Origin of the sequence: Streptomyces griseorubiginosus (assembly GCF_036345115.1) — a bacterium.
GTDB lineage: Bacteria > Actinomycetota > Actinomycetes > Streptomycetales > Streptomycetaceae > Streptomyces > Streptomyces griseorubiginosus_C.
This window is the reverse complement of record NZ_CP107766.1, coordinates 8,992,707-9,011,030: the sequence shown is the minus strand read 5'-3', so window position 1 is coordinate 9,011,030 and position 18,324 is coordinate 8,992,707. Positions and strand designations below refer to the sequence as shown.

Genomic DNA, 18,324 nt, shown 5'->3' with positions numbered 1-18,324 from the left:
GGTGCCGACATCCCCGCACCGCACGTGTCCGCGCCGGAACTCCCCCGGGCGGCTCCCCCCTTGAACCGTGGTGTCTCCTGTTCTACCTTCGCCACATGGTCTGGGCATCAACGCCCGCTCATCAGCGACACAACGGGCGGGTGCCGGGCGGGCCAGGTGATGCGGAATGCGCCCGCACCTCGCCCTGATCGAGGACGACCCCGACTTCGCACTGATGTGCCGTTCCTATCTGGAGCGCGCCGGATTCACCGTCACCTGGGCCATGGACGCCCGCGCCGGGAAGTCCGTGCTCCACGAGAGCGGTGTCGATCTGGCCGTCCTGGACCTGGGTCTTCCCGACGGCAGCGGGCTCGAACTGCTGCGGGCGCTCAGGTCCACCAGCAGGCTTCCGGTCATCGTCGTCACCGGCCGCGGCGCGGAGGCGGACCGGGTCGCCGGGCTGGAGATCGGCGCCGACGACTACCTGGTCAAGCCGTTCTCGCAGCGGGAACTGGTGGCCCGTATCCACGCCGTGCTGCGCCGCTCGCAGCCCCCGGACGCGCCGGCGGTGATCCGGGCCGGCGCGCTGCTCGTCGACACGGCGGCGCGGCAGGCCTCCGTGGACGGCGTCCCGCTGACGCTGCGGCCGAAGGAGTTCGCCCTCCTGGAACTGCTGGCCGGAGCGCCCGGGCGGGTGTTCTCCGCGGAGCAGCTCCTGGAGCGGATCTGGGGTGCGTCCTGGCAGCAGCCCGCGACCGTGGTCGAGCACGTGTACCGGCTGCGCGGCAAACTCGCCCGACTGCCCGCCCCCGCCCCGCGGATCACCACGCTCCGCGGCTACGGCTACCGCCTCGATCCCTGAGACGGCGATCCCAAAGACAGCGATCACCGAGACGGCGATCCCCGAGACACCGGCCCGGCCAGGAGGTGCGCCCATGCCCGACGCCCCGGACTTCCGGCGCTTGTTCGACTCCCTGCTGTCCCCGCTGCTCGTCCTCAGCCCCGACTTCGTCATCGTCGAGGTCAACCGTGCCTATCTGACGGCCACCCGCACCGACCGCGGCATCGTCGGGCGGCCGGTCTTCGACGTGTTCCCGGACAACCCCGGGGACCCGACCGCCGACGGCGTGGCCAATCTGCGGCGCTCCCTGGAGACGGTCGTGGCGAGCGGCCGTACGGACACGATGGCGCTCCAGCGCTACGACATCCCGACAGACCAGGAGGGGGTCTTCGCCGAGCGGTACTGGAGCCCGGTCAACGCGCCGGTCCTGGACGACGAGGGGCGGGTGACCCACGTCGTCCACCGGGTCGAGGACGTCACGGAGTTCGTGCATCTGCGCAAGGTGGGCCGGGAGCAGCGGCGGGCCGTCGCCGACGCGCAGATGCGCGCGGAGGGCATGGAGATCGACCTGTTCGTGCGGGCGCGGGAGATCCGCGAGGTGAACGAGCAGCTGAGCCGGGCCAACGCCGAACTCGACGCGGCCGGGCGCCGGCTCCGGGAGGAGCAGCGGGCCAAGGACCGGTTCATCGCCACGCTCTCCCACGAGCTGCGCAACCCCCTCGCGGCGGCGACCGCGGCCACCGAACTGCTCGCCCTGGACATGCCGGAGGGGCATCCGGCGCTGGCCGTGCTGGAGCGGCAGCTCGGCACGCTGGCCCGGATGAGCAACGACCTGCTGGACGGCACCCGTGCGGTGACCGGCCGCCTGGAGCTGGTGCGTGAGCCGGTGGACGTGCGCTCGGTCGTCGAGGGGGCGTGCGCGGACATCCGCGGTCTGTTCGCGCACGACGGCCGCACGCTCGACGTACGGCTGCCGGAGGCGCCGCTGGTCGTGGACTGCGACCGGCTGCGGCTCGCGCAGGTGCTGACGAACCTGCTGTCGAACGCGCTCAAGTACACCCGGCCCGGCGGGCGCACCCAGGTGGGGCTCACGGCCGGGGACGGCGAGGCACGGCTGACCGTCCGGGACGACGGCATCGGGTTCGAACCAGGTCAGGCCGAGGAGCTGTTCGGGGTGTTCATGCGGGCGGCCCCGGCCGGTCCGGACACCCCGGAGGGCCTGGGGCTCGGGCTCGCCGTGGCGCGGACGATCGTGGAACTGCACCACGGCCGCGTCACCGCGCACAGCGAAGGGCCCGGCAAGGGGGCGACGTTCACCGTGACCCTGCCCGCCGTCGACTCCGCGGCCCCACCACCGCCCCGCGCCACGCCCCGGTCGGTACCCCCGCGGCTGTCCGTCCTGATCGTCGAGGACAACCAGGACCTGGCCGCGACCTATCACACCCTGCTGGAGCGGCAGGGGCATCAGGTGACCACCGTGCACACGGGCACGGCCGCGCTCACCGCGACCGAGACCCGGCTCTTCGACGTCGTGCTGTGTGATCTGGGGCTGCCGGACATCGACGGCTACACGGTCGCCCGCCGGGTGCGGGCCCGGCCGGGCGGCGAGCGGCCGCGCATGATCGCCGTCTCCGGGTTCAGCCGGGGCACCGACCGCGCCCTGTCCCGGGCGGCCGGTTTCGACGCCCATCTGACGAAACCGCTGCCGCTGACCGACCTGATGGAGTTCCTGGAGCGCCCGGGCGGTGACTGAACCGGGGCCGTGTGTCTTCCGCCCGCGGCCCGGCTGTGCTTGCCTGGGGAACCGTTTTTCGGCGACCGGGGCGGGAGTCGCGCATGCGGACACCGTGGATCGTGGTGGTGCTGACCGGAGTTCTGCTGCTCGGCGCGTGCGGCGACCCCTCGGACGGGCCGGAGAAGGCGCCGCCCACCCCGGACGTCTCGCGGGCGGCCACCACGCATCAGCGGTCCCAGGCCTCGCCGAGCGCCGCTCCCGCGGTCGTCGCCCCGCGCGTGCTCTATCTCGGCGACTCCCTCGCCATGGAGGCCCAGCGGGTGCTCGGGCAGGAGCTGCGCCGCGAGCTGCGGGCGACGTACACGAGCGCGCCGTACTCGGGCACGACGCTCTGCGACTACCTGGAGGGCACCGGGGAGAAGTCGCTGGTGCCCGACCGGGACAAGGCGGCCGCGCTGGTCCGGGCGCTGCACCCGGACTACGTGGTGCTCCAGTTCTGGGGCAACGCGTGGGGCTACACCTGGTGCATGGACGGGATCAGCCACGCCGCCGCACCGCAGAAGTACTTCAGCAGGTACCGGGCAGACCTGAAGCGGCTGACCGACCAGATCGCCGCGGCAGGCGGGGAGCACCGGCCGCGGATCGTGTGGGTGGCGCAGGGCCCGGACCCGATCACCCCCGACCGGGTCCGGCGCGTGAACGAGCTGTACGAGGAGCAGGCGGCCGCCTCGGGCGACCTCGTGGCCGACGCGGGCGCGACCGTGGCCCCCGCCGGGGCGCGCTACTCGTGGACGCAGTACCTGCCCTGCACCGCCTACGAGCACGAGCACCCCGAGTACTGCACCGAGCCGGCCCGCGACCGTACGGCCCTGCACTACGGCAAGGACTACCTGCACTTCTGTCTGGCGCCCACGACGTCCACGCCGAAGCCGTGCCCGGTCCGCTCCCCGGGCATCCTGCGGATGGCGCGAGAGGTCACCCGGGTGATCGGCTCGTCCTGAGCGGGGGTCACTCGCCCGCGTAGGCCTTCTCCAGGGCCGCGAGGTCGAACTTGCCCATCGCCATGAACGCCTTGGTGACCCGGGCCGCCTTCTCCGGGTCCGGGTCGGCGACCATGTCGGCCAGGCCCTCCGGTACGACCTGCCAGGACAGGCCGTACCGGTCCTTGAGCCAGCCGCAGGGGCCGGGCTCGCCGCCGTTCTCGGTGAGCTTGGCCCAGTAGTAGTCGATCTCCTCCTGGTCGGCGCAGAAGACCTGGAAGGAGACCGCCTCGGTGAACTTGAACTCGGGTCCGCCGTTGAGCGCGACGAAGTCCTGCCCGTTGGCCGTGAAGTCGACGGTCAGGACGGTGCCGGCGGGCTGCATCGCGCCCTCCGGGTAGTGGGTGACCCTGCCGATCTTCGAGTTCTTGAAGACGGAGACGTAGAAGTGCGCGGCCTCCTCGGCCTGGCCGTCGAACCAGAGACACGTGGTGAAGGGCCTGCTCGCCATGGGTTCCTCCTGTGGCGTGGAAGTACGGTCATCTGTGTCGACCGATCCTCGCCGCGGAACTCATCGGTCGCGCGCAGGAACAATCCAGGTGGCCTATACACCCACGCGGACTAGCATCCCCGCATGACGTCACCGCGCACCGACCTCGTCCAGCCCTTCCCCCTCGACATCGCGCAGCGCGACCTCGACGACCTCCACGACCGGCTCGACCGCACCCGCTGGCCGGACGACCTCCCGGACACCGGCTGGGCGTACGGCGTACCGGCCCGCTACCTGCGCGAACTCGCCCAGCACTGGCGACACTCCTACGACTGGCGCGCCGCCGAAGCAGAGCTGAACGCGTGGCCGCAGTTCACGACCGTCATCGACGGGTCGACCGTCCACTTCGCCCATGTCCGCTCCCCCGAGCCGGACGCCACCCCGCTGATCATCACGCACGGCTGGCCGGGCTCGATCGTCGAGTTCCTGGACGTGGTGGGCCCGTTGACCGATCCGGCGGCGCACGGCGGCGACCCGGCCGACGCCTTCCACGTCGTCGTGCCGAGCATTCCGGGCTTCGGGCTGTCCGGGCCGCCCGCGGACACCGGCTGGGAGGCGGGCCGGATCGCCGGCGCCTGGGCCGAGCTGATGACGCGGCTCGGCTACGACCGGTTCGGCGCCCAGGGCGGGGACTGGGGCGCGGCGATCTCCAGGGAGCTGGGCCGGGCCCACCCGGAGCGGGTGATCGGCGTCCACCTCAATCTGCTGCCGGGCGCCCAGGCCACCCAGGAGCCGACCGAGGAGGAGCTGGCCACGCTCGGGCCCGCGGATCGGGAGCGGGCCCTGGAGTCGTGGCGGCGGTGGAGTGAGTGGTCGCGCGAGGGCACCGGCTACGCCGTGCTGCACTCGACCCGGCCGCAGACCCTCGCCTACGCGCTCACCGACTCCCCCGTCGGCCAACTCGCCTGGATCGTGGAGAAGTTCCAGGCGTGGACGGACTCGGCCGAGCTGCCCGAGGAGGCCGTGGACCGGGACCGCCTGCTGACCAACGTGATGTTGTACTGGCTGACCGGGACCGCCGGTTCGGCCGCCCGGATCTACTACGAGCGGGCCCACGCGACCGGCGACCGCGCGGCCCGGCCCACCGAACCGTCGACCGTGCCGACCGCCCTCGCCCTCTTCCCCGCGGAGATCCAGGTGCCGCTGCGGCACAAGGCCGAGCGCACCGAGAACATCGTGCGCTGGACCGAGCTCGGCCGGGGCGGCCACTTCGCCGCGATGGAGGAGCCGGACCTGCTGGTGGACGACGTACGGGCGTTCTTCCGGCAGCTCCGCGACAAGGGCTGAACGTCCCGGGGCCCACGCTCTGCCCGTGGCGAATCTGCTCCGGGCAGAGAAATCGTGGCCCGGCGGCGTCCGAGGTCAACAGTGGATGCGACGGCATCCCTACGACCCCGAGGACAGCCCATGACTGCCATCAGGGCCGAGGAGGGGGACACCCCTCCCACCCGCTTCGACGACCACCTGGCGGCCCAACTCCTCGCCCAGCGCATCGTGCTGCTGGGCACCCAGGTCGACGAGGTCTCCGCCAACCGGGTCTGCACCCAGCTGCTGATCCTGTCCGCGGAGGACCCGCGCACCGACATCAGCCTGTACATCAACAGCCCCGGCGGCTCGGTCTACGCGGGCCTCGCCATCTACGACACCATGCGGCTGATCCCCAACGACGTGTCGACGCTCGCCATGGGCTTCGCCGCCAGCATGGGCCAGTTCCTGCTGTGCGGCGGCACGCCCGGCAAGCGGTACGCCCTGCCGAACGCGCGGATCATGATGCACCAGGGGTCGGCGGGCATCGGCGGCACCACCGCCGACATCGAGATCCAGGCGGAGAACCTGGACCACAGCAAGCGGACCATGGAGCGTCTTCTCGCCGAGAACACCGGCCAGACCCCGGAGACCATCGCCCACGACGGCGACCGCGACCGCTGGTTCACGGCCGAGGAGGCCAAGCAGTACGGCATGGTGGACCAGGTCGTGGCGTCGCTCGCCGACGTCCGCCCGGCCGCCTCCAGGCGACGGATGGGGCTCTGACATGGCGAACTACACGATTCCGTACGTCGTCGAGCGGACCGCGCACGGAGAGCGCTCCTCCGACGTGTTCAGCCGCCTGCTCTCGGAGCGGATCATCTTCCTCGGCACCGAGATCGACGACGGGGTGGCCAACGTCGTGATCGCCCAGCTGCTGCACCTGGAGTCGGCGGCACCGGAGAACGAGATCTCGATCTACATCAACTCCCCCGGCGGATCGTTCACTTCACTGATGGCGATCTACGACACCATGACCTACGTGCAGGCGCCGATCTCCACGCTCTGCGTGGGCCAGGCGGCCTCCACCGCGGCCGTCCTGCTGGCCGGGGGAGATCCCGGACGCCGGCTGGTGCTGGAGCACGCGCGCGTGCTGCTCGGCCAGCCCGCCTCCGGCGGCAACCGCGGCGCGATCTCCGACCTCGCCCTCCAGGCCAAGGAGATGGTCCGCATCCGCTCCCAGGTGGAGGAGGTGCTGGCCCGGCACACCCACCACGACATCGCCACGCTGCGCGCCGACATGGACCGCGACAAGGTGTTCACCGCCGAGGAGGCGGTGGCGTACGGGCTGGCCGACGAGGTGGTGAGCCGGCGCCTCGTGACGGTCTGAGGCGCCGGCTCCCGCGTCAGGCCGCCAGGCACATCCCGTCGTACGACGATCCCGGCACCGCGCGCCGGGTGCGGGCGGAGTGCCGGGTGAGCTCGCCCTGGGCCAGGGAGAGCAGGTCGCCGAGGCCGAGGCCCAGGGCGTGGGCGGCGGCCGCGAGGACTTCGGAGGAGGCCTCCTTGCGGCCGCGCTCCACCTCGGAGAGGTAGGGCATGGAGATGCGGGCCGCGTCGGCGACGTCCTTGAGCGTGCGCTCCTGGGCGAGGCGCTCACGGCGCAGGACGTCTCCGACGAGGTCCCGCCACAGCGGTTCCCGGGCCCGGCTCGGGGCGGGTTCCGTCGGTGCGATCGGGCGCAGCGGTGCCGTGGCGGGGCGTTCGGACACCGGGCGGGCGATCCCGGGGCGCACGGACTGCGGGCGCAGGGGGATCACGCGGGCTTGGTTCGGCGCTTCGTTGCTCACCCGCTCAGCCTAGATTCAGGGGCGGCGATGGGAAGGGGGCGGCGTTCCGCCCTGAGTGGACACGGCCCGCGCGTGGCCCCGAGCGGCGAGATCCGGCCACATTGTTCGACGGGGACGCCGTTCACACTGCTTGCGGATGCCGCCGTACTCCTCTCCCACGGGGATCACGCGGGGCGGGACCAGCGATTTTGCGCCGTCGGCGAACCGTGCGGGCATGTGCCGTCACTCCTCGGGTACGCGCAGAGCGAGGGAGCTGCGGGCAGATTTCGTGAAGCCGGTGGCCCGGTGACGCATACGTCGACGCGTTCCGGGTACCCGAGTGGCCGCTGATCGCTTTCAGCACCTGACACAACCCAGGCCGAAGAGGCAGACGTCGAGCCGTGACTTTCGTGGGAGAGGTAATGCATACCGCCGTCACCGCCGTGAACCGCTCGAAGACAGAGGTCGCCGAGCACGCCAGCGGGACCAGGACGGGTGGGACACCGCTGCCGGGAGTCGAGGAACCGCGGGCCGTGGCACCGCGGGACGCGCGGGAGCTGTCCCGCCAGTTCTTCCAGCGCCTCACGGAGCTCGAAGAGGGCACGCACGAATACCAGTACGCGCGCAACACCCTCATCGAGATGAACATGTCCCTCGTGCGGTTCGCGGCCGGCAGGTTCCGGGGCCGCGGCGACGACATGGAGGACATCGTCCAGACCGGCATGATCGGCCTGATCAAGGCGATCGACCGGTTCGAGGTGTCACGCGAGGTGGAGTTCACGTCGTTCGCGCTGCCGTACATCGTCGGCGAGATCAAGCGTTTCTTCCGTGACACCACCTGGGCGGTCCACGTCCCCCGGCGCCTTCAGGAGCTGCGTGTCGAGCTGGCCAAGGCGCGTGAGGAGCTGGCCAGCCGCCTGGACCGCGATCCGTCGGTGGCCGAGCTCGCCACCCTGATGAACATCTCCGAGAAGGAGGTCGTCGAGGCGCAGATCGCCTCGAACGGCTACAACTCCTCGTCCCTGGACGCCGCCCTGACCGGCGACGGCCCCGAGGGCGGCGAAGCGGTGCTGGCCGACTTCATCGGCGTGGAGGAGGACGGGCTGCGGCTCGTCGAGGACTTCCAGTCGCTCGCGCCGCTGATGGCCGAGCTCAGCGAACGCGACCGGCAGATCATCCACATGCGGTTCGTGGAGGAGGCCACCCAGTCGGAGATCGGTGAGCGGCTCGGCTGCTCCCAGATGCATGTGTCCCGGCTGATCAAGCGGATCATCACGCGGCTGCGCGAGGGCATGCTGGGCGAGCTGGGCTGCGCCTGACAGAGCCGCACCGGCGCACAGACACGGAAGGCGGGTGTCGTCCACGGACGGCACCCGCTGCGCGACGCACGCTCACTCCCGCGGCCGAGTCACTCCTTGCCGTCGAAGCCCACCACCGCGCGGACCCGCTTGCCCACCGGGACGCGTTCCGCCGCCACTTCCCGCGCCAGCACGTGCACGATCTCCAGACCGTGCCGTCCGATGCGCTCGGGATCGCGGGGGAACCGGCGCGGCAGGGCGGCGCTGCTGTCGTAGACCGTGACGACGACCGCGCTGTCGGTGCCCTCCAGTTCGAGGATGTACGGCCCGTTGCTGTGCCGGTCGGCGTTGGTGACGAGTTCGCTCACGACGAGGAGCACCTCCTCCTCGACCCGGCCACCGATGGCAGCGCACCACTCGGTTCTGAGCCTGCCGAGGAACTGCGCGGCGAAACCCCGTGCCTCGGCGATACATCCCGGCTCGCCCGTGTAGTGCGCCGCCTGCCGTAGCGGTTCCACGGGCACGTCGAAACCAGTCGGTATCACTGCCCCGTCCAGGTGCTCGATCATGCTTTTCTCTCTCGGATGCCGGACTGGCCGGACGCTGCTGCATCAGTGCTCGTACCCCGAGCCGCGCGCCGCAGTCCCGGGGACGCGTCACACTGCCGGGGGCACGGAGACGTCGGACAGGCGCGCCGAGCCGGTCGTTCCGGCCGTGGTGTCGGAGGCGAGCGGTGGCTGCGGTGCCGAGGAGTCGGGTGCGAGGGGCTCCTCACCCGAGGACTCGCTGCTGGGCGGCTCGGACGAGGGCGGGCTCGGGACCAGCGAGGACGGGGGCTTGGAGCTCGGCGGGCAGGGGCTGGCGGAGCCGGAGGGGGTCCCGGTCGGGGTCGTGACTCCGGCCGGCAGCGAGACGCAGGGCAACGGGGATGCCGGTGACGTCGGTGTGCTGGGGCTCGTCGGGGGCGTCGGTGTCGACATGGTGACCGAGGGGGAGGGCCGTGCCGGCGGGTCGGTCCTGTGGTCCTTGTGCCCGGTGTCGCCGCGGTGCCGGCCGATCCAGTCGTGGTGGTCGGCGTCGTAGATGACGAAGACGTTGATGACCGTCGTCGAGGGGGCGACCACGACCACGTTCGAGGGGCGGTACGACGACCAGGTGTCGCCGGTGCGCTTCGGGGCGGTCTGCTGGGCGACCGGCGGGGTCAGCGGGTTGCCGCAGGCGCAGCGGGTGCGGGGCACTCCGTGGCCGTCGACGAGGACGGCGGTGCCGGCCTGGAGGACGGCCTGGTAGCTGGTGGCGGCGCCGTCGCGGTAGCCGTGGTTGGTGACGCGGGTGTCCATGCGCAACTGGACCGGGGTGAGCGCGCGCAGGTAGGCCGGGACTCCGGACGGCTGCACGCCGGCGACCGAGGCGAAGGCCTTGTTCTTGGCGGGGTCCGCCTGGAGTGCCTTGACCTGCTTCTCGACGTCGCAGCTGGAGACGTTGCGGGTGCCGCCGTAGAGACCGGGAGCGCCGCCGTCCACGCCGCGCACGGCGTTCGCGGGCTCGGAGGAGCCGGTCGGGGAGGCGGGGACGGGCGGGACCGAGCTGTCCTTCGCGGTCGACTCGGTGAACGGGTCGGGGCCCGTCTTGCCGGCGGCCTGGAGGAAGACCTCGCCGTCGCCCCCGGCCGCGGTGGAGCCGCCGTCGGAGCGGGTGAAGACGACCGCGAGGACCACGGCGGCGACCACCGCGGCCGCGATCAGCGCGACCCGGGGGGCCGATCCCCACCACGGGCGGCGGGGTTCGGGCGCGGATGTCCCTCCGCCGCTGCCCGGGGGCTGCGAGGGCGGGCCCGACGGCGGCTGCGAGGGGCCCGACAGCGGGCCTGAGGGCGGCCCGGTGGGGCGGCCCGACGAGGGCGGTTCGACGCTCACGAGCTCTTCTTCCCGACGCGGGACTCCTGCGGCACGCGATCCAATTGCCCCGATTTGGCCGCATTCTCCGCGACATACCTATTGTTTGCTCCGGTCCGGTGCCGCTCGCAAGCGGACGCGGACGGCCCTCCCGGCAGGCGAGCGGTCGCGGGGCTGCTTAGCGTGGCAGGGTGAGCCCCCACTCCCCTTCCGACCAGGCAGTCGTCGCTCGGCACGGCTGGGCGCAGGCCGTCCTCACGGTCCTGACGGCACTGGCCGCCATGGTGGTGGTGGCCGCGCTGGGGCTGTGGGGGGCGGGGGCGGCGGATCTTCCGGACCAGGCGTTTCCCCGGGTCGTCATGGCGACCGTCGTCACGGCCGTCGGCGGCACCGTCGAGCTGTCGGGCAGTGCGGGAGGACTCGCGGACAGCGCGGCCGGGCTCACCGTCATCCCGCTCTCCGTCACCCTCGTCGGCGCGCTGGTGCTCGGCGCGGGTTTCCTGCGTCCGCTGCGGCACCGCGCTGTCGCCGGTGGCCGGGAACTCGCCGGGTGGGCCGCGAGGGTCGCCGTCCTGTGGCTGCTCGCGCTGCTCGCGGTGGCGTACGCGGCCCGGCAGGACTTCCAGCTGTCCCTCGGCGACGACACGCTGGGTGACCTGGGCGATGTCTTCGGTGTCTCGCCCGAGGTCGGGTTCAGGACCGATGTGCCGCCGACCCTCTTCTTCGGCCTTCTGTGGCTGGCCGGGGTGCTGATCCTGGCCCTGCTGGTGTCGCGCCGGGCTCCGCTGCCCGGGCGGCTGCTGCCGTTCCAGGAGTCGGTGCGTCCGGCGGCGCACGCCATGGTGGTCCTGCTGCTCGCGTACGTCGTCCTCGGCACCCTCGTCGCGCTGGTGGTGGCCGTGAGCCGCGGCCATGTGCCGGAGACGTTCGCGGTGATCCTGCTGGGCATGCCGAACCTGGTCTGGCTCGCCCTGACCATCGGTCTCGGCGCCACCTGGAACGGCAGGGTGCAGGGCCCGTTCGGACTGCCCATGCCGCACGTCCTGGACGAGGTGCTGCGCTCGGAGGACACCCAGGCGCTCAATCTGCGCACGCTCTCCGAGCACGACGAGCGGATCTGGTGGCTCCTGGCCGTCGACGCGGTCCTGCTGCTCGCGGTCGCCTTCCTGATGGCGGCCCGCTCCCCCGCCCATGTCCGCGCCTGGCGACACGCCGTGCACCTGGCGGTCGCCCTGGTTCTCACCGTCCTCATGATCTGCCTGCTCTGCCGGATCTCCGCGCGGTACGGCCTGTCGGTCCTCGGCATCGGCGACCTCGGCGGCGGCCTGGGCGGAAAACTGTTCCTCAAGCCGGACCTGTGGCCCGCGCTGGCCCTGGGCGCCCTGTGGGGCCTGGTCACCGGCTTCCTGGGCGCCCTGCTGGCCCGACCGGTCCGCCGCAAAGGAGAGCTCAAGCCGGTCGCGGGGTGACGCGGGGCTCGGTCAGGGACGGGGACCTGTCCGACCCCGGACAGGGAGGGTGACCGGCTGGGTGCGCGCGTTCCAAGGGGCTGGCGGTCATGGTGAACGGGTCGTGCGGGTCGGTTGCTGATACGCCAGTCCCCGATGCAGACGCGCATGACGACGTCCTCCGACTAGCGCTCCCGGACCACCGGCCTGGCCCAGCGAGGGGGCGGTTTCGGCCGTACCTCGTCCGGTTCTGTGGTCCTCGCCGCGACCTCCGTCGGTGGGTGGGCGCCCGTCGCCGCCGAGCGGAGGGCCGCGACGAAGGCCAGGCAGGAGTCGTGGCGGTCGTCCGGGCTCTTGGCCAGGGCTCTGGCGAAGACGCCGTCGAGGCCGGCCGGGAGGCCGGGGCGGGTCTTGGAGACCGGCGGAGGTTCGTCGTACTGGTGGGCCCACAGCAGGGCCATGTCGTCGTCGCGGCGGAAGGGCGGGTGGCCCGTGATGACCTCGTGGACCACGCAGGCGAAGCCGTAGACGTCGCAGCGGCCGTCGACCGGACGGCCGGAGATCTGCTCGGGGGCCACGTAGTCGAGCGTGCCCACGAACTGGCCGACCGTCGTGAACCCCGTCAGCGACAGGGACTTCTTCGTGAGGCCGAAGTCGGTGAGATAGGTGTGCTCGGGATGGTCGCTGTCGGTGCCGCGCGCGACCAGAATGTTGCCGGGCTTCACATCCCGGTGGACGAGCCCGTGCTCGTGGGCCGCGTCGAGCGCCGAGGCGACCTGGGCGGCGATCCGCAGCGCCGTCGGCAGCGCCAACGGGCCCTGACGGTCGAGGAGATGACGCAGGTCGCTGCCGGCGACGTACCGCATGGCGATGTAGAGCACGCCGTCCGTCTCGCCCGCCTCGAAGACCGGCACGATGTGCGGGTGGTCGATCGCGGCGGCCACCCGCGACTCGTGGCTGAACCGGTTGCGGAAGGTGTCGTTGCGGGCGAGCTCGGGGGCCAGCAGCTTCAGCGCCACCGTGCGGTCCAGGCGCAGGTCCCGGGCCCGGTAGACGACGGCCATGCCGCCCCGTCCGATCTCCTGCTCGATCCGGTAGCTCGCGACCTGCCGGCCGACCAGTTCGGAGGGCCGGCCGGAGAACAGGCTCGTCTCATGGGCCATCGCGCGTCACCACCTGCGTCGGTGGGTGCCCGCCCGCCTGCGCCACTTCGGTCGGGGCGTGACCGCCCGCCCGCGGCTCCTCGTCGGTGGCGTAGGTGCTGAGCCGGGTCCCCTCCGCGTACACCCAGCGCCCGTGCGCCGCGTCGTACAGCCACACGTGCTCCCCGTCCACGATCACCCCGATCCGCAGCCCCCTGGTGCGCCCGCGAAAGGCCTCCCCGTCCAGCCGGCCGGCCGCGAGTTCCTCGACGGCGGCCCGGTAACGGGCGAGGGCGTCGTCGGCGCGGGCCAGCAGGGGGCGCGGGTCGGCGGCACGGGTGAGCGGGCTCTCGGGGGCGGGCGGGTCCTGCGGTACGGCGATCAGGTGGCGGCCGTCGACCCAGGCCGCCCAGCCGTTGGCGCACAGGACGTACGCCCAGTCGCCGCGCCGCTCGACGAGCTGGACGGGGAGCAGGGGGTCGAGGGGCACGGTGGGGCGGGCCGGGTCGGGGGCCTCCCAGGCGGGCATGCCGGGCCCGGGGACGACGTGGGTGGGCCGGAAGCCCGGGGTCGGCATGGTCATGGGGCCGCCTACTTCCGCATGACCGCGGGTTCGTGGCGGCGCAGCAGCCGCGAGACGACGTATCCGAAGAGCACGGACAGGACGACGAGCATGCCGATGTTGAGCAGCCACACGCCCGCGGAGTGCTTGAACAGCGGGTCGCCGGTGAGGTCGCCGGGCACGATCCGGGCGAGGCCGATGGTGCCGGCCATCGCGCCGAGCGCCCAGCGCGAGGGCACCAGCCAGGACAGCTGCTCCAGGCCGGGCACGCCGTCGAGCTTCAGCAGGGCGCCGCAGAAGACCACTTGGACGATGGCGAGCAGCACGAGCAGCGGCATCGTCACCTCCTCCTTGCGCACCAGCGCGGAGACCAGCAGGCCGAGCATCATCGCCGTGAACGCCAGCAGGGCGACGGCGATCGTGACCTCGACAAGGGGCGGCATCAACACGCCTTCGCCGCCGGGCGCGTTGAGGTCGACGCCGAGCAGGGCGACCAGGGTCAGCACGACCGCCTGCACGACGGTGATCGTGCCCAGCACCACGACCTTCGACATCAGGTACGCCGATCTGGACAGTCCGACGGCCCGCTCGCGCTGGTAGATGACCCGCTCCTTCACCAGCTCGCGCACGGCGTTCGCGGCGCCGGTGAGGACGCCTCCGACACACAGGATGAGCAGGGCGTTCATCGCGGTGTCCCGGGTGAGTTGGCTGCCCGCGAGGGCCCGGGCCATGGCGCCCATCACGAACGGCAGGGCGATCATGATGACCAGGAAGGTGCGGTCGGCGCCGAGGGCCGCGGTGTAGCGGCGGATCAGGGTGCCGAGCTGGGCGCCACGGCTGCGGGGCCGGGGCGGGGGCGCGATGATGACCGGTTCCGAGCGGGGCATGCGGGGCTGGGCGGTGGCCTCGGCGATGTACTGGTGCTGGAAGGCCGAGAGCCGGAAGTCGCCCGCCCAGTCGCGGTCCTGGTCGCGTTCGAAGGCCTCGAAGGCCTCCGGCCACTGGGTGAAGCCGAAGTAGGCGAGGGCGTCCTCGGGGGGGCCGTAGTAGGCGATCCTCCCGCCGGGGGCGAGGACCAGGAGGCGGTCGCAGACGTCGAGGCTCAGGACGCTGTGGGTGACCACGATGACCGTGCGGCCGTCGTCGGCGAGACCGCGCAGCATGTGCATCACCGAGCGGTCCATGCCGGGGTCGAGACCGGAGGTCGGTTCGTCCAGGAAGAGCAGCGACGGCTTGGTGAGCAGTTCCAGGGCCACGCTGACGCGCTTGCGCTGGCCACCGGAGAGGCTGTGCACCGGCTGCCTGGCACGCTGTTCCAGGCCGAGTTCGCGGATGACCTCGTCGACGCGCTCACGCCGCTCGGCCTTGGCGGTGTCCTGCGGGAAGCGCAGCTCGGCGGCGTAGGACAGGGCGCTGCGGACGGTCAGCTGGGCGTGCAGGATGTCGTCCTGCGGGACCAGGCCGATGCGCTGGCGCAGCTCGGCGTAGTCGCGGTACAGGTCGCGGCCGTCGTAGAGGACGGTGCCGTGGTCGGCGGGGCGCTGGCCGGTGAGGGCGTTGAGGAGGGTGGACTTTCCGGCGCCGGACGGGCCGACCACCGCGAGCAGGCATTTCTCGCCGACCGGGAAGGACACGTGGTCGAGGAGGGTCTTGCGGCCGCGCTCGACGGCGACCGTGAGGTCCTGGACGTCGAGGGAGACCTCGCCGGTGTCGACGAACTCCTGGAGCGTGTCGCCCACGAGGCAGAACGCCGAGTGGCCGATGCCGACGATGTCGCCGGGGCCGAGGGGGGCGCTCGCGACGGGCCGGCCGTTGAGGTAGGTGCCGTTGTGGCTGCCGAGGTCGACGATCTCGTATGTGCCGTCGGGCAGGGCGCGCAGCTCGGCGTGGTGGCGGGAGACGACCAGGTCGTCGATGACGAGGGCGTTGTCGTCGGCGCGGCCGATGCGGACGGTGCGGGCGGGCAGCGGGCGTACGGCGGTGGGCTGCCGGAAGGTGCCGGTCAGGCCCGGCATCGAAACGGCGGAGGGGCGCTCCGGGGTGGGGAGTCCGAGCAGAACCGCACAAGGGCCGTCGGAGGGGCTGCCGAAGCGGATCACGCTGCCGGGGCCGACGTCCCATTCGTGGACGCGGCGGCCGTCGGCGTAGGTGCCGTTGGTGCTGTGCTCGTCCTCGAGGGTCCAATGGTCGGCCTCGGGTCGCAGCACCGCGTGGTGCCACGAGACCCGGGCATCGTCGATGACGATGTCGCTCAACGGGTCGCGTCCGACGTGGTAGTCGTGGCCCGGGCTCATCACCGTGGAGCCGGTGTCGGTCTCCAGGACGAGCTCGGGCGCCGTCGGTGCGACCGGCCGCTCCGCCATGCCAGAATTCTACCGATTCACCCCTTTGGGCGCCTGATGGGACCGAGGGACGCAGATCAGATGAGGGGAAGCCGGGGCCTTCGAGGACCTCGGCAGGATCTACGACGCCGTCCGGGACACGCCGGTCCGGTGGCGGGGAGTTGAGGTGGTCCGTGCGGCTCAGGCCACCGGAGTGAAGAGGGTGGATGCCGTGCGGTGCATTCTCACCGCGTCCACGGACTCCGCGAGCAGCTCGTACTCCGTGGTGTCATCGCTCGCGGCGATCCTGATCAGCCGTCCGGCCGCCAACTCGTCGGCGACCAGCTCCTGTTGGACCGGGTCGGCGCACCAGGTCCGCATGACGGCGGGCACGTCGAGGACGGTGTCGGCGACCGGGGCGAGCGCCCCCGCGGGGAAGTACCCGGCCTCGGGCTGCGGGTCTAATCGGTCCGCGATCCAGGAGGCGCGGTCACGCAACCACCACAGGGCGAGCGCGAGCGTGGGCGCGCGATAGGTTCCGAGCGGTACACCGATGCGCCGCCCGTCGCAGATGCCGTACCCCGTGACATGGCACAGGAATTCGTCGTGCACGATCCACTCCCCCGCTTGCTCCGTTCGGCTGTCGGCAGGGCCTCGCTTCCGTGCGGCTCATGTGCTTTACGCGAATCCAGCTGCTGTACGTGACGGGCACTTCGCTCGATGTGAAGGACCTGTCAGTCGAGTATGTTCACTACTGAAACACTGTCACCACATCTTTTTGGCCAGTCTCCTGGCATATTCACCGGCACCGCTGGCCGAAATCTGACGGGTACACGCTCAAACGTCATTACCCGAGGAGTAATCGACGGTCGCGGGCGGGGCGGGCAGGGTTGCGACACCAGGTCCCACCAGCACAGATGACCTCGATGGAGGCTGATTTCCCATGCCCGCGAACACGGACCGTTACGAGAGCGCCGTCGCCCGCTACTTCGAAGCCTGGAACGCACGGGAGCCGGAGGCCCGCGCGAAGGCCGTCGCGGCCGCCTGGGCGGTGGGCGGCGGTTACACCGACCCCCTCGCCGACGTGGTCGGCCACGACGGCATCGCCGCGGTGATCGCGGCGGCCCACGAGCAGTTCCCCGGCTTCGTCTTCCGTCTCACGGCCGGCGTCGAGGGTCATCACGACACCGCGCGCTTCTCGTGGGAGCTGGTGAGCGAGGCCGACGGATCGGCGCCGGTCGCCGGGTCCGACGTGATCACGCTCGCCGGGGACGGCCGGATCAGGTCCGTGTACGGCTTCCTGGACCGGTTGCCCGCCGGCGCCTGAGGGCCCGCCCGGAGCGGAGGACGGACACAAAGGACGGGCACCGGCCGGAAGCCGGTGCCCGTTCGTTCAAGCCCTTGCCGTCGAACCGGTCAGCTCTTGACGATCGCGTCGATCCTCGCCAGTTCCTCCGCCTCGAAGTCCAGGTGGGCGATCGTGCCCACGCTGTCCTCGATCTGCTGCGGGCTGCTCGCGCCGACCAGGGCCGAGGTGACCCGGCCCCCGCGCAGCACCCAGGCCAGCGCGAGCTGGGCGAGGGTCTGGCCGCGGTCCTTGGCGATGTCGTTCAGGGCGCGCAGCTTGGCCACCAGGTCCTCGGTGACCGCGTCCGAGTTCAGGAAGGGGCTGTCGCTCGCGGCCCGGGAGTCCTCCGGGATGCCGTCCAGGTAGCGGCCGGTGAGCAGGCCCTGCTCCAGCGGGGAGAAGACGATCGAACCGGCCTTCACCTCGTCCAGCGCGTCCAGGACGCCCTCTTCCTCGGGGCGCCGGTCCAGCATCGAGTAGCGGGGCTGGTGGATGAGGAGGGGGGTGCCCAGCTCGCCCAGGATGCGCGCGGCCTCACGGGTCTGCTCGGCGTTGTAGTTCGAGATGCCGGCGTACAGCGCCTTGCCCTGCTGGACCGCGGAGTGCAGCGCGCCCATCGTCTCCTCCAGCGGAGTCTCCGGGTCGGGGCGGTGCGAGTAGAAGATGTCGACGTAGTCGAGGCCCATCCGGGTGAGGCTCTGGTCCAGCGAGGACAGCAGGTACTTGCGGGAGCCCCACTCGCCGTACGGGCCCGGCCACATCAGATAGCCGGCCTTGGTGGAGATGATCAGCTCGTCGCGGTAGGACGCGAAGTCGGCCTTCAGGGCCTCGCCGAACGCGGACTCGGCGGCCCCGGGGGGCGGGCCGTAGTTGTTGGCGAGGTCGAAGTGGGTGACACCGAGGTCGAAGGCACGGCGCAGGATGGCCCGCTGGGTCTCGACGGTCCGGTCCGCCGGACCGAAGTTGTGCCACAGGCCGAGCGAGATCGCGGGCAGCTTCAGGCCGCTGCGGCCGGTGCGCCGGTAGGGCATGTCCGCGTAGCGGTCGGGGTGTGCGGTGTACAACGCGACTCCAGAGGGGTTGGCACGGTGGTCCTCTAATCCTTCACCCACTCTTTCGCGACCTGGGGGCATTGGTCCAACAGAAGAATC

The 18,324-nt window shown here is 71.8% G+C and carries 18 protein-coding genes; 9 read left to right on the top strand and 9 right to left on the bottom strand.

Annotation, left to right across the window (positions count from 1 at the left end; translation table 11 throughout):
• The first annotated feature begins 166 nt into the window (after positions 1-166).
• The 3 genes from OHN19_RS40585 to OHN19_RS40575 all read left to right on the top strand — a co-directional run bounded on the left by OHN19_RS40585 (position 167) and on the right by OHN19_RS40575 (position 3,556).
• Complete coding sequence (locus OHN19_RS40585; RefSeq protein WP_330269007.1) at positions 167-841, top strand: response regulator transcription factor; 675 nt, start codon at positions 167-169, stop codon at positions 839-841.
• A gap of 73 nt (positions 842-914) precedes the next feature.
• Positions 915-2,573: an ATP-binding protein gene (locus OHN19_RS40580; RefSeq protein ID WP_330269006.1), complete on the top strand. Its 1,659-nt coding sequence runs from the start codon at positions 915-917 to the stop codon at positions 2,571-2,573.
• Between the two features lie 83 nt (positions 2,574-2,656).
• Positions 2,657-3,556, top strand: coding sequence for an SGNH/GDSL hydrolase family protein (locus tag OHN19_RS40575; protein ID WP_330269005.1), 900 nt, complete (start codon positions 2,657-2,659; stop codon positions 3,554-3,556).
• A 7-nt stretch (positions 3,557-3,563) separates the two neighbouring features.
• On the opposite strand, the gene OHN19_RS40570 is transcribed toward OHN19_RS40575, so the two are convergent.
• Positions 3,564-4,046, bottom strand: coding sequence for a VOC family protein (locus OHN19_RS40570; RefSeq protein ID WP_123758725.1), 483 nt, complete (start codon positions 4,044-4,046; stop codon positions 3,564-3,566).
• 123 nt (positions 4,047-4,169) lie between these two features.
• Here OHN19_RS40570 and OHN19_RS40565 point away from each other — a divergent pair, with 123 nt between their 5' ends.
• From OHN19_RS40565 to OHN19_RS40555, 3 genes are all read left to right on the top strand, one after another.
• Positions 4,170-5,372, top strand: a complete 1,203-nt coding sequence (locus tag OHN19_RS40565) for an epoxide hydrolase family protein (RefSeq protein WP_330269004.1) — start codon at positions 4,170-4,172, stop codon at positions 5,370-5,372.
• 120 nt (positions 5,373-5,492) lie between these two features.
• Positions 5,493-6,116, top strand: a complete 624-nt coding sequence (locus tag OHN19_RS40560) for an ATP-dependent Clp protease proteolytic subunit (protein WP_330269003.1) — start codon at positions 5,493-5,495, stop codon at positions 6,114-6,116.
• Position 6,117: 1 nt separating this feature from the next.
• Positions 6,118-6,720, top strand: a complete 603-nt coding sequence (locus OHN19_RS40555) for a ClpP family protease (RefSeq protein ID WP_123758728.1) — start codon at positions 6,118-6,120, stop codon at positions 6,718-6,720.
• Positions 6,721-6,736: 16 nt separating this feature from the next.
• On the opposite strand, the gene OHN19_RS40550 is transcribed toward OHN19_RS40555, so the two are convergent.
• Positions 6,737-7,180: a helix-turn-helix transcriptional regulator gene (locus tag OHN19_RS40550; RefSeq protein ID WP_330269002.1), complete on the bottom strand. Its 444-nt coding sequence runs from the start codon at positions 7,178-7,180 to the stop codon at positions 6,737-6,739.
• Positions 7,181-7,581: 401 nt separating this feature from the next.
• On the opposite strand from OHN19_RS40550, the gene OHN19_RS40545 reads away from it, so the two are divergent.
• Entirely contained in the window at positions 7,582-8,478 is an 897-nt protein-coding gene (locus OHN19_RS40545; RefSeq protein ID WP_330269001.1) for an RNA polymerase sigma factor SigF, read from the top strand.
• An 89-nt stretch (positions 8,479-8,567) separates the two neighbouring features.
• Here the strand turns inward: OHN19_RS40545 and OHN19_RS40540 are convergent, their stop codons facing one another.
• Both OHN19_RS40540 and OHN19_RS40535 read right to left on the bottom strand, forming a co-directional pair.
• Complete coding sequence (locus OHN19_RS40540) at positions 8,568-9,026, bottom strand: ATP-binding protein (RefSeq protein ID WP_330269000.1); 459 nt, start codon at positions 9,024-9,026, stop codon at positions 8,568-8,570.
• 87 nt (positions 9,027-9,113) lie between these two features.
• A complete protein-coding gene (locus tag OHN19_RS40535) occupies positions 9,114-10,373 on the bottom strand; it encodes a DUF6777 domain-containing protein (RefSeq protein ID WP_330268999.1) in 1,260 nt (419 codons plus the stop codon).
• 170 nt (positions 10,374-10,543) lie between these two features.
• Here OHN19_RS40535 and OHN19_RS40530 point away from each other — a divergent pair, with 170 nt between their 5' ends.
• Complete coding sequence (locus OHN19_RS40530; protein ID WP_330268998.1) at positions 10,544-11,821, top strand: streptophobe family protein; 1,278 nt, start codon at positions 10,544-10,546, stop codon at positions 11,819-11,821.
• A 164-nt stretch (positions 11,822-11,985) separates the two neighbouring features.
• On the opposite strand, the gene OHN19_RS40525 is transcribed toward OHN19_RS40530, so the two are convergent.
• From OHN19_RS40525 to OHN19_RS40510, 4 genes are all read right to left on the bottom strand, one after another.
• Positions 11,986-12,963 carry a serine/threonine-protein kinase gene (locus tag OHN19_RS40525; protein WP_330268997.1) on the bottom strand — a complete coding sequence of 326 codons (978 nt, stop codon included), beginning with the start codon at positions 12,961-12,963 and terminating at the stop codon, positions 11,986-11,988.
• Positions 12,953-13,519 (bottom strand): hypothetical protein, encoded by a 567-nt coding sequence (locus tag OHN19_RS40520; RefSeq protein WP_123764786.1) that lies wholly within the window; start codon positions 13,517-13,519, stop codon positions 12,953-12,955. The genes OHN19_RS40525 and OHN19_RS40520 overlap by 11 nt, the downstream gene beginning before the upstream one ends.
• A 14-nt stretch (positions 13,520-13,533) precedes the next feature.
• On the bottom strand, positions 13,534-15,867 hold the full coding sequence (locus OHN19_RS40515) for an FHA domain-containing protein (protein ID WP_330268996.1): 2,334 nt from the start codon (positions 15,865-15,867) through the stop codon (positions 13,534-13,536).
• Positions 15,868-16,026: 159 nt separating this feature from the next.
• The gene (locus tag OHN19_RS40510) at positions 16,027-16,437 is read right to left on the bottom strand and encodes a hypothetical protein (RefSeq protein ID WP_330268995.1); all 411 of its coding nucleotides are present in this window, start codon (positions 16,435-16,437) and stop codon (positions 16,027-16,029) included.
• Positions 16,438-16,768: 331 nt separating this feature from the next.
• Here OHN19_RS40510 and OHN19_RS40505 point away from each other — a divergent pair, with 331 nt between their 5' ends.
• Positions 16,769-17,152 carry a nuclear transport factor 2 family protein gene (locus tag OHN19_RS40505; RefSeq protein ID WP_330268994.1) on the top strand — a complete coding sequence of 128 codons (384 nt, stop codon included), beginning with the start codon at positions 16,769-16,771 and terminating at the stop codon, positions 17,150-17,152.
• 89 nt (positions 17,153-17,241) lie between these two features.
• On the opposite strand, the gene mgrA is transcribed toward OHN19_RS40505, so the two are convergent.
• A complete protein-coding gene (gene mgrA, locus OHN19_RS40500; RefSeq protein ID WP_330268993.1) occupies positions 17,242-18,237 on the bottom strand; it encodes an L-glyceraldehyde 3-phosphate reductase in 996 nt (331 codons plus the stop codon).
• Positions 18,238-18,324 lie beyond the last annotated feature (87 nt).

Excerpts from the sequence above, each read along its gene's own strand:
- OHN19_RS40580 (WP_330269006.1), top strand. The coding sequence starts at position 915 with ATGCCCGACGCCCCGGACTTCCGGCGCTTGTTCGACTCCCTGCTGTCC.
- OHN19_RS40525 (WP_330268997.1), bottom strand. The coding sequence starts at position 12,963 with ATGGCCCATGAGACGAGCCTGTTCTCCGGCCGGCCCTCCGAACTGGTC.
- OHN19_RS40565 (WP_330269004.1), top strand. The coding sequence starts at position 4,170 with ATGACGTCACCGCGCACCGACCTCGTCCAGCCCTTCCCCCTCGACATC.
- OHN19_RS40515 (WP_330268996.1), bottom strand. The coding sequence starts at position 15,867 with ATGGCGGAGCGGCCGGTCGCACCGACGGCGCCCGAGCTCGTCCTGGAG.
- OHN19_RS40540 (WP_330269000.1), bottom strand. The coding sequence starts at position 9,026 with ATGATCGAGCACCTGGACGGGGCAGTGATACCGACTGGTTTCGACGTG.
- OHN19_RS40570 (WP_123758725.1), bottom strand. The coding sequence starts at position 4,046 with ATGGCGAGCAGGCCCTTCACCACGTGTCTCTGGTTCGACGGCCAGGCC.
- OHN19_RS40545 (WP_330269001.1), top strand. The coding sequence starts at position 7,582 with ATGCATACCGCCGTCACCGCCGTGAACCGCTCGAAGACAGAGGTCGCC.
- OHN19_RS40555 (WP_123758728.1), top strand. The coding sequence starts at position 6,118 with ATGGCGAACTACACGATTCCGTACGTCGTCGAGCGGACCGCGCACGGA.
- OHN19_RS40575 (WP_330269005.1), top strand. The coding sequence starts at position 2,657 with ATGCGGACACCGTGGATCGTGGTGGTGCTGACCGGAGTTCTGCTGCTC.
- OHN19_RS40505 (WP_330268994.1), top strand. The coding sequence starts at position 16,769 with ATGCCCGCGAACACGGACCGTTACGAGAGCGCCGTCGCCCGCTACTTC.
- OHN19_RS40520 (WP_123764786.1), bottom strand. The coding sequence starts at position 13,519 with ATGCCGACCCCGGGCTTCCGGCCCACCCACGTCGTCCCCGGGCCCGGC.
- OHN19_RS40560 (WP_330269003.1), top strand. The coding sequence starts at position 5,493 with ATGACTGCCATCAGGGCCGAGGAGGGGGACACCCCTCCCACCCGCTTC.
- OHN19_RS40585 (WP_330269007.1), top strand. The coding sequence starts at position 167 with ATGCGCCCGCACCTCGCCCTGATCGAGGACGACCCCGACTTCGCACTG.